General features: G+C 41.5%; 10 protein-coding genes and 1 pseudogene. 5 read left to right on the top strand and 6 right to left on the bottom strand.

Annotation, left to right across the window (positions count from 1 at the left end):
• Both ACKPEB_RS10075 and cimA read right to left on the bottom strand, forming a co-directional pair.
• Positions 1 to 168: thiamine pyrophosphate-binding protein (locus ACKPEB_RS10075; RefSeq protein WP_408964749.1), on the bottom strand; the 168-nt coding region annotated here is incomplete at its 3' end.
• A 262-nt stretch (positions 169 to 430) separates the two neighbouring features.
• Positions 431 to 2044 carry a citramalate synthase gene (cimA, locus tag ACKPEB_RS10070; RefSeq protein ID WP_408964748.1) on the bottom strand — a complete coding sequence of 538 codons (1614 nt, stop codon included), beginning with the start codon at positions 2042 to 2044 and terminating at the stop codon, positions 431 to 433.
• A gap of 260 nt (positions 2045 to 2304) precedes the next feature.
• On the opposite strand from cimA, the gene ACKPEB_RS10065 reads away from it, so the two are divergent.
• On the top strand, positions 2305 to 2637 hold the full coding sequence (locus tag ACKPEB_RS10065; protein ID WP_408964747.1) for a 2Fe-2S iron-sulfur cluster-binding protein: 333 nt from the start codon (positions 2305 to 2307) through the stop codon (positions 2635 to 2637).
• Positions 2638 to 2867: 230 nt separating this feature from the next.
• On the opposite strand, the gene ACKPEB_RS10060 is transcribed toward ACKPEB_RS10065, so the two are convergent.
• The 3 genes from ACKPEB_RS10060 to ACKPEB_RS10050 all read right to left on the bottom strand — a co-directional run bounded on the left by ACKPEB_RS10060 (position 2868) and on the right by ACKPEB_RS10050 (position 5920).
• Positions 2868 to 3272, bottom strand: coding sequence for a hypothetical protein (locus ACKPEB_RS10060; protein ID WP_408964746.1), 405 nt, complete (start codon positions 3270 to 3272; stop codon positions 2868 to 2870).
• Between the two features lie 197 nt (positions 3273 to 3469).
• Entirely contained in the window at positions 3470 to 4990 is a 1521-nt protein-coding gene (locus ACKPEB_RS10055; protein ID WP_408964745.1) for a serine hydrolase, read from the bottom strand.
• Between the two features lie 99 nt (positions 4991 to 5089).
• Positions 5090 to 5920 carry an RNA methyltransferase gene (locus tag ACKPEB_RS10050; RefSeq protein ID WP_408964744.1) on the bottom strand — a complete coding sequence of 277 codons (831 nt, stop codon included), beginning with the start codon at positions 5918 to 5920 and terminating at the stop codon, positions 5090 to 5092.
• Positions 5921 to 5967: 47 nt separating this feature from the next.
• Between ACKPEB_RS10050 and ACKPEB_RS10045 the strand changes: the two genes are divergently transcribed.
• The 4 genes from ACKPEB_RS10045 (at position 5968) to ACKPEB_RS10030 (ending at position 8732) form a co-directional block, all read left to right on the top strand.
• Positions 5968 to 6144 (top strand): DUF2256 domain-containing protein, encoded by a 177-nt coding sequence (locus ACKPEB_RS10045; protein ID WP_408964743.1) that lies wholly within the window; start codon positions 5968 to 5970, stop codon positions 6142 to 6144.
• Positions 6145 to 6153: 9 nt separating this feature from the next.
• On the top strand, positions 6154 to 7104 hold the full coding sequence (locus ACKPEB_RS10040) for an isoaspartyl peptidase/L-asparaginase (protein WP_408964742.1): 951 nt from the start codon (positions 6154 to 6156) through the stop codon (positions 7102 to 7104).
• Between the two features lie 313 nt (positions 7105 to 7417).
• Positions 7418 to 7795: a response regulator gene (locus ACKPEB_RS10035; RefSeq protein ID WP_408964741.1), complete on the top strand. Its 378-nt coding sequence runs from the start codon at positions 7418 to 7420 to the stop codon at positions 7793 to 7795.
• Positions 7796 to 7880: 85 nt separating this feature from the next.
• Positions 7881 to 8732, top strand: coding sequence for an Hpt domain-containing protein (locus ACKPEB_RS10030; protein ID WP_408964740.1), 852 nt, complete (start codon positions 7881 to 7883; stop codon positions 8730 to 8732).
• 86 nt (positions 8733 to 8818) lie between these two features.
• Here the strand turns inward: ACKPEB_RS10030 and ACKPEB_RS10025 are convergent.
• Positions 8819 to 8920, bottom strand: a pseudogene (locus ACKPEB_RS10025) (hypothetical protein); the annotation flags it as partial.
• Positions 8921 to 8936: the final 16 nt, after the last annotated feature.

Raw genomic sequence — 8936 nt, 5'->3', positions numbered from 1 at the left:
ATGGCGGACAAGAATATGTTGTAATTCTCCGGCTTGTTCGGCTCGATAAATTTCATCATAAATGGGTAAATTTGCCCCCCCTGGATAGCCAAAAATATGTTTAACACCGTGACGTTTCAGGCTATCAATTAAGGCAAAAGCACCCGATACTTGCTGCTGAGTCTGCATATCGTTCTCCTGAGAGTGAAGCAATTTTGTTTGGAGGTTTGCTGTTTAAACAAGAAGGTAATTTTAGGATTAATTATGGTTTGATGTCTTAAATAGATTTGTAGTTCAGTTTACTTTCTTGTAAAAGTTAGCGTTTGACTCCCTCATTTCAAATCATCCTATTTCCACTTCTATACTAGAACAATTTGATCAAATCAAAACTATATTTTTTATTAAATTTTAGAAAATTTTAGAAACCGGGTTTCTTCCAGAAACCCGGTTTCTAGGTAAGAACAGAAACTGGATTTTCCTGTTGTTTGAGTAATAAACCATATTCTAAGCCTTCCACAACCGCTTGATAGGACGCATCAATAATATTGGTTGAAACCCCTACGGTTGTCCAACGTTGATGACCGTTACTCGACTCGACTAAAACACGAGTTTTCGCGGATGTTCCTGAACCTCCATCGAGAATTCTAACTTTATAATCCCGCAATTGAAATTCAGCAATCATCGGATAAAAATTCATCAAGGCTTTTCTTAATGCGGCATCTAACGCCGACACAGGGCCATTTCCTTCGGCGGCTTCTAAAATATCTTGACCATTCACCGTTACTTTTACAGTGGCTAAAGCTTGACAAATTTCATCACTCGATTTATCACAATGAACTTGAAATCCTTTTAAGGTAAAAAAGGTTTGGCGAGTTCCTAATGCTTCTCGCATTAATAAATCAAAACTGGCTTCCGCCGCTTCAAATTGATAGCCTTGATTTTCTAAATCCTTCAGTTGTTGTAAAATTTTTCGACTGGTAGGATTATTCCGATCTAAATCAATGCCAAAGGTTCTGGCTTTTGCTAAAACATTACTTAATCCCGCTTGATCTGAAACGACAATGCGCCGTTGATTTCCAATGGTTTCTGGGGGAAGATGTTCATAGGTTAAGGGATTTTTTTGTACCGCAGAAACATGAATTCCTCCTTTATGGGAAAAGGCAGATAACCCCACAAACGGCGCATGATCATCGGGAGCTAAATTAGCAACTTCACTAACAAATCGACTAACTTCTGTCAGTTTTTTAATCGATTCATTGCCAATACAATTATAACCTAATTTTAATTGTAAATTAGGAATTAAGGTACAAAGGTTAGCATTTCCACAACGTTCGCCATAACCATTAATGGTTCCCTGTACCATATTAACGCCTTCTAATACGGCTGCGATCGCATTGCCAACGGCTGTTCCTGAATCGTTATGAGTATGAATCCCAAATTGTAAAGGAAACGGGGTTTCTAAGGGTTTCAAAGCTTGAATCACGTCACGGACAATTTGAGTAATTTCATGGGGTAACGTTCCGCCATTTGTATCACAAAAAACTAACCATTCAGCCCCAGCTTTTGCCGCCGTCTTTAAGGTTTCTAGGGCATAATTCGGGTTAGCTTTATATCCATCAAACCAATGTTCGGCATCATAAATGACTCGCCTACCTTGACTGCGGAAAAATTGAATCGTATCCTCAATCATGGCGAGATTTTCGGTTAAAGTCGTTTGCAATCCTTCCGTAACGTGCAAATCCCACGATTTCCCAAATAACGTAACCCAAAGGGTTCCTGCTGATAAAATTGCTTTTAAATTATCATCTTCTTCTGCGTGGCTATTCGGGCGTCGAGTCGAACAAAAAGCTACAACTTCTGAAGTCGTTAAAGGTTCTTCTCGTAACTTCCAAAAAAATTGAACATCTTTAGGATTCGCTCCCGGCCATCCTCCTTCAATAAAAGGAATTCCTAAACTATCTAATTGACGTGCAATTATCAATTTATCATCCAAAGATAAGGATAATCCTTCTCGTTGTGCGCCGTCTCTTAACGTGGTATCGTAAATCCAAAGGGGTTGAGTCATGGCTTATAAAATTAACACTTAACAATAAATTTGATCACTTGCAAATCAAGATGAGATTGATGAATGATCGAGATCCAGAAGTTAGCATTCCATCACAGTGTTATTGTGGCGTTTTGCTCTCTGACTGCTACTTTAATTATAAACGGGTTAACTATATTTTCCTTTTTCACTCTGATTTTACTTTGAAAACTCTGATTTTGATCTTGAAAAAAAGTAACAATTCAGTTAAGAATTATTGCATAACTTTTATTAAGGGAAAAATGGTACAAATTCAAGCTCAAGGAAAAACCATCACTTGCGAACCGGGTGCAAATCTGCGGAAAGTCTTATTAGAGAATGGCGTTGATCTCTATAATGGTCAAGCTTCCCTCATCAACTGTCATGGGTTAGGTACCTGTGGGACTTGTTGCGTGGAAATTGAAGGAGAAGTCTCCGAACCCCAAGGGAAAGAAAAAATCCGTCTTGCTCTACCTCCCCACTCCTCCAAGAACCAGCGCCGTTTAGCTTGTCAGGTTAAAGTTCTGGGAGACATCAAAGTTAAGAAATATGACGGGTTCTGGGGTCAAGGTTCGCAAACCGCCTGGACTCCATAATTTTCAGAAACCGGGTTTTTGACTGAACTGAATACTCAGGATCAAAATCTCAATTAAAAACCCGGTTTCTCGACTTCGCCGTTAACTTTCAGAAACCGGGTTTTTCAGTTAAGTTAATACTCCGCATCAAAATCTGGATAAAAACCCAGTTTCTCAACTCCGCAGCGATCGCATTCTGAGACTAAAATGATCGTTATTAGTCCTGTGGTCTTAAACCTAAATAGCAATAATCACAGACTACAATTTCCCCGGCTCCAACCCCATTCTTCTACACCAACAGAGATTTGTGAACCCGGTTTAACATTACCACCGGAAAGATCGACTAAAGTAACTGTCACTGCTGCCATTAAAGAGCCTCTATAAATCGGTTGGCCTTTGTCATTGTTAGAGACGAACTCAAGGGTTGAGACTTGGGGAGGTTGTCCTGAGCGTTCCCAACGAATTTGGGTAAAACGTCCATTCAGAAACTGGGCTGAGTAAGTCCACCCATTGTTCATCCGTCCAGTACAAGAGAAGGTTTGAGCCGCATTGACGGGTAACAATAGGGTCTCTCCGAAGACTAAACCTACCGTTGCTAATCCTGTTAAGCCTGCGATCGCACAGTTTCTCAATTTCGAGTTCCAATCCATTTTCATTTATTGTTCCTGATTAATCTGACGAGAACGCTTGAAATTGTAACTCTAAACGCGGTGTGATCAACAAAAACACGCTTAACCGATACAGCCGATATTATTGAAGTCCGAGATGATGAAAATCCTAGTTATCGCATAAGAACTCTCAGTAAAAAAGATGATGAATCGGGTGCGTGCGCTACGCTTACACACCCTACGGTTTATTGTTGATTATCTTGGTTTTGAACTTGATTTGGATCATCCGTTGAAGGTTCAGAATTAGGAACAGGGTTAGTAGAGCTATCAAAATATTGATAAATCGTTGAAGAAATTTGACGAATTAATTCTTCGGCTTGAGGATTATCTTCTTCTCGCTGAACTAATACTCCGACTAAATATCGTTTTCCATTCGGCATATCAACTAAACCAATATCGCCAGAAACCGTGTCAATATTGCCTGTTTTATGAGCAATAAACGCACCCTCCCCTAAACCACTGGGTAATAAAGAACGATTGCGAGTTTGCTGCATAATTCGTAACAGAAAATCACGAGATTTCATAGAAACCAACTTTCCTTGATTGATTTCCGCCATTAATGTTACTAAATCTTTGCTAGTTGTTTTATTGGTTCCTTCCAAATCAGGAAGAATATTTTGCATTTGAGTTTGTTTTAATTGCCAGGATAAAAATTCTTGATTCAGAGTTTCTATTCCTCCCAAACGTTCAATAATCATATTGGTAGCCGTATTATCACTATTGGTAATCATTAAAGTAGCGGTTTCTAAAGCCGTAAATTTACTACCAATCGGTTTATCTTGGAGTTCTCCAGACCCTTTTGCAATATGTTTTTCCTCCATTGTTAAAATTTCATCTAACCGAATTCTACCTTCATCAACGGCTTGAAAAAATGAAACTAAAATGGGAACTTTAATGGTACTAGCAGCAGGTAAAGGGGTTTCCCCGGCAATATCAACATAATTTCCCGTATCCAAATCAACAAGAAATACCCCTGGTTTTAACGTCGGTGAATCCTGAGCTAAAGCTAGAATTGCTGTTTTTAAATCTGTCGCTTCTTGAGTTAGTTGTAACGGTTGAACCTGAGTATTAGAAGGGTGAGAATTAGGGTTTTGTTGTTGTTCTAAAGTTAAATTAACCGTTTGATTCGCTTCTGCACTCGAACGTCCCAAAGCATTTAAAATCGAGAGAATCGTCCCTGAAATTACACCAATTCCAATTCCTAAAATTAACAGACGAGTGGCGTAAACCATAGGCGACACTCGACGTTTTTTCCGTATCCGTTTTACAGGTTGATTGGGTGCGGGAACTGGAGAAACGGTGGCCACCCGATCCATCGGGGGACGACGGGAACGTTGAGGCTTTGATACCGTAGGCTTAAGAAACGGTAAAACCGAAGTCAGGGTGGCTTTCTGTGATGGCCGTTTACCCGGTTGAGATGCAGATTGACGAGATTTGGGTCGTCTGGAGGGTTGTTGTCGAAGTTGAGACACCAGGGGGTCAAAAGACTCTAAACGACTGGGATCAACTTTCTGGCGGGGTTCTCGTGAACGATCCCGACGAGGAACAGGTTGAGGTTGAGGAGGAGGAGTTGAACGACGAGAACGACGTCGAGGTTGTGATTTCGACAAATTGCCATTACGGGACTTGGGATCGGAGGACGCAGAGTCCGAGTTAGAAACAGACGATTTTGAGAAGAACGACTGACGCGGAGATCGTTGAGCCACACCTAACACCTGACTAGGACTTTAAGACTGTTTGAAAACGTTGATCGAAATCATTTCCCACCCGACCTCATGATCGGCTCTCACCTCTCCTCTCAACCATCAGTCAAGGGAAAGGGGGTTTGTTTCAACCCGATCGGGTGTCGCTTTTAGGGTATCATCAATTGCAACAAAATTGTTACAATTTATTGCCCATTCCACTTGACTCAGGATACCCCGTAACATTGCCACTTCTTCCCCCGTTAAATCAGCACGATTAAACAAACGGCGGAATTTTTTCATGCGGCTATTAACGGTATGGGGATACAAATATCCAACTCGAAGTAACAAGCTTTCCAACTGTTGATAATATCCTTCTAAAACGTCTAAGGAAACCGTAGAAGGGTTGGGACTTTCCATCGGCTGTGCTGGAGTCGGTTGGATTTCTAACGCTAAATATCGTAATTCATAACAACACACTCCAACAGCTTGAGCTAAATTTAAAGACGGATAATTAGAACTCGAAGGAATACGCAGAAACCGTTGAGCATAACTCAATTCATCATTATTTAAACCTCGATCTTCTGGGCCAAAAATTAAAGCCGAAGGACAATCTAATAACCAAGGTAAAACCGTTCTGGGATCTTCTAAATCAGTGGGTAACGCTTGGGAGCGAGATCGCGCTGTTGTTGCGATCGCTCGTTGACATCCGGTTAAGGCTTCGGGTAGAGACGAAACGATGATGGCCTGTTCTAAAATATCAGCCGCATGAACCGCCATTTTTTTCGCTTCATCCCCCAGGGGATCACAATGAGGGTTGACTAATATTAATTGCTCTAATCCCATATTTTTCATCACCCGCGCCACTGAACCCACATTTAACGCTCCGGCGGGTTCAACTAAGACAATGCGGATGAAAGTTAATCGGGTGTTCTCAGAAACGGTCTGTGACATGGAAATGGTATGATCATCCGAGATTGAAGCAACTCCATTAACTTAGCATGGCGCGAAAGCAATCCAAGTCAAACTTACCGACGAAGATTTGTCCTGTTTGCGATCGCCCCTTCACCTGGCGAAAAAAATGGGCGAACTGTTGGGATGAAGTCAAATATTGTTCTGAACGCTGTCGTCGCCGTCGTTCTTCCTCTGACGCACAGCCAATGGAACAGCCCCAATAACGCCCCGATATGAGTTCACTTTACAATACATTCATGGTGGTTCAACCTAAACTGATTATTCATGGTGGTGCTGGCAGTTCTCTCCAAGGTAAAGGAGGGTTAGAAGCCGTTCGTAAATCCCTGTATCAAGTTATTGATCAAGTCTACGCCTTACTGCTCCAAGGAGCCAACGCTAAAGAAGCGGTGGTGCGTGGTTGTCAATTGCTCGAAAATGACCCCCGATTTAATGCGGGTACCGGTTCTGTTTTACAGTCCGATGGCCAAATTCGCATGAGTGCCTCCTTAATGGATGGAACCTTAAAGCGGTTTAGTGGCGTGATTAACGTTTCACGGGTCAAAAATCCCATCGATTTAGCCGTTTTCTTACAAAATGCCTCGGATCACGTTTTATCCGATTATGGTGCGGCTGAATTAGCACGGGAACTGCAACTTCCCCTTTATAATCCCCTCACGGATCAACGGTTAAAAGAATGGTTAGAAGACCGTAAAGATAATTTTCAACGCAGTATGGCCAATGTAATCTCGGAATCTGCGGGAACTGGAACCATTGGGGTTGTTGCCTTGGATCAAAATGGCCAATTAGCCGCCGGAACTTCAACCGGAGGGAAAGGGTTTGAACGTATTGGTCGGGTGAGTGACTCGGCGACTCCGGCGGGAAATTACGCCACCGATCAAGCGGGAGTCAGTTGTACCGGAATTGGGGAAGATATTCTTGATGAATGTTTAGCCGCTAAAATTGTAACGCGGGTCACGGATGGTCAAACCTTAAAAGCCGCCTTTGATAAATCCTTTGGGGAAGCTCAACAGCGTCAACGAGATTTTGGAGCCATTGGTATTGATGCCACAGGAGCGATCACCTGGGGAAAAACCTGTGATGTGATTCTAGCAGCCTTCCACAACGGTGAAAACAAAGGAGATAGTTTAGAAGCCACTCAAGGACTGAGCGTGTTTTCTTGTTAACTTTTCAAACACAATTCATACTTCCTAGAAGTGGATGATTTATAATTCAGGTGTGATTATTCTGCGGATTACTATGTTCGTTGAGCACTTGTATGACTGGGTGCAGAAATTGATTTGCAATAGGTCAATACTATCATTTTTATTGATCTTACAATCCTTTCAAACCAACATGAAGAAATTATTAAAAAATCGATTAATTTTCTTCAGGTTTTTTGAAGATTGTCGAAACACCAAGCTCTGCATCTACCTGATCAATACACCCCTGATAGTCATGCAAATGATTCTTGGCTTATCCGCTCAAGGAGTTTAGAGTATGAGACGGATTTTAGTTGTTGATGACTCGGCAACAATGCGAAAAATGGTAATCGCATCCTTGCGCGATTTAACCGATGTCAGTTTTAGCGAAGCGGGAAATGGTTTTGAAGCCATTGAACAACTTGAAGTTGCTCCCTTTGATTTGATGATATTGGATTTGAATATGCCAGAGATGCACGGATTAGAAGTTCTAAAATTTGTTTTAGAACACCCCAGTTATCACTCAACACCGATTGTCATTCTCACAACTAAAGGAGATGAAGATAGTCGGAGTGAGGCCATTGCTGCGGGTGCGGCTTGCTATTTAACGAAACCCTTTCAGCCGCAATTTCTAGCGGGTCAAATTCAAGACTTACTAACTTCAGTTCCGGTTTAAAAACCATTTCTTCTTCGCTGATTTTATGTAAAATTATGCTTTTTATGAGAGGTATTTATATTGCTCTGATGAGGTGAATCTAACTGTGTCCAATCCGCCTAACAACAATTTTTTCGAGGATTTCCTAGAAGATTATTTTGCCGAATGTGAAGAACATTTAGCCGTCGTCAGACGAGAACTTCTAACGCTTGAATCTTGGATCAATAAATCTCATATTGAAATCTCTCACCTCAATGAATTATTCCGGTGTTTCCATTCCTTAAAAGGGTTATCAGGAATGGTAGGAGTCGGAATGGCGGAAGAATTAGCCCATCAAATGGAAAGCTATTTACGAGTCTTGCGGGATCAACAAATTGTTCTATCTTCTGAAGGTTTTGATGCGTTAATTGCAGGAACAAAACGACTTGAACAAGTGATTACTTGTTATCGAAATCAAACCCCACCACCAGACATTACCGATATCTGCACTCAACTCCAGGCCGTTATTCCCACTCAAACTCTCGAAAACAACCTACTATCCGGTCTTGTGACCCCAGTAGAATTTAAGCTCAAACCCCAAGAACAAGAGCAAATCAATACCGCCCTTAACAATGGGGAAACCCTCTGGCACTTTGTCTTCTCACCCAGTACCCAACTTTCGGAACAAGGAATCCGAGTGAATACGATTCGAGAAGAATTACAAACCTTGGGTCGATTAATTTATACAGCACCTCGGATGAGTGAGGGCAATAAAATCCTATTTGATTTAATTCTAGCAACAGCCCTCCCAGAACTGCCCTTCCAGCAAACCCCGCAACCCGGTTTAACCTGGCAACCCTATTTAACAGGAGCTAACAGCCAAAAGTCAGAAATTACCGCCCAAGAGTTAACTTTTTCCCCCTCTGCTGCCCCCCCTGCCCCGATCAATAAAATTTTCTTACCCTTTAAATTTTCGTGAAGGTTTTGTTTTAGGTCTCGAACCAATCCGATGCCATCAGTATTATGGCCAATGATTTGATCCTCTTTAAATTCGAGGGTATTCACTGCTTCGGCGATTAGAGCTTGACTAGAATGTTTATTTGCGAGTTGATAAGCTTCTTTTTTAAAAGGTAAGGTTATATTAACCCCAATGAATTTTTGTGCAATGAGTGCTTTGACTGTA

It is taken from the genome of Planktothrix sp., assembly GCF_046067725.1.
Classification (GTDB): Bacteria; Cyanobacteriota; Cyanobacteriia; order Cyanobacteriales; family Microcoleaceae; genus Planktothrix.
Note: the sequence above shows the minus strand (reverse complement) of the source record. Positions and strands in the feature narration are given on the sequence as shown.

What these genes read in the sequence shown, in the direction of transcription:
- cimA (WP_408964748.1), bottom strand. Translation starts at nt 2,044, where the DNA reads ATGACTCAACCCCTTTGGATTTACGATACCACGTTAAGAGACGGCGCA.
- ACKPEB_RS10065 (WP_408964747.1), top strand. Translation starts at nt 2,305, where the DNA reads ATGGTACAAATTCAAGCTCAAGGAAAAACCATCACTTGCGAACCGGGT.
- ACKPEB_RS10060 (WP_408964746.1), bottom strand. Translation starts at nt 3,272, where the DNA reads ATGAAAATGGATTGGAACTCGAAATTGAGAAACTGTGCGATCGCAGGC.
- ACKPEB_RS10050 (WP_408964744.1), bottom strand. Translation starts at nt 5,920, where the DNA reads ATGTCACAGACCGTTTCTGAGAACACCCGATTAACTTTCATCCGCATT.
- ACKPEB_RS10045 (WP_408964743.1), top strand. Translation starts at nt 5,968, where the DNA reads ATGGCGCGAAAGCAATCCAAGTCAAACTTACCGACGAAGATTTGTCCT.
- ACKPEB_RS10040 (WP_408964742.1), top strand. Translation starts at nt 6,154, where the DNA reads ATGAGTTCACTTTACAATACATTCATGGTGGTTCAACCTAAACTGATT.
- ACKPEB_RS10035 (WP_408964741.1), top strand. Translation starts at nt 7,418, where the DNA reads ATGAGACGGATTTTAGTTGTTGATGACTCGGCAACAATGCGAAAAATG.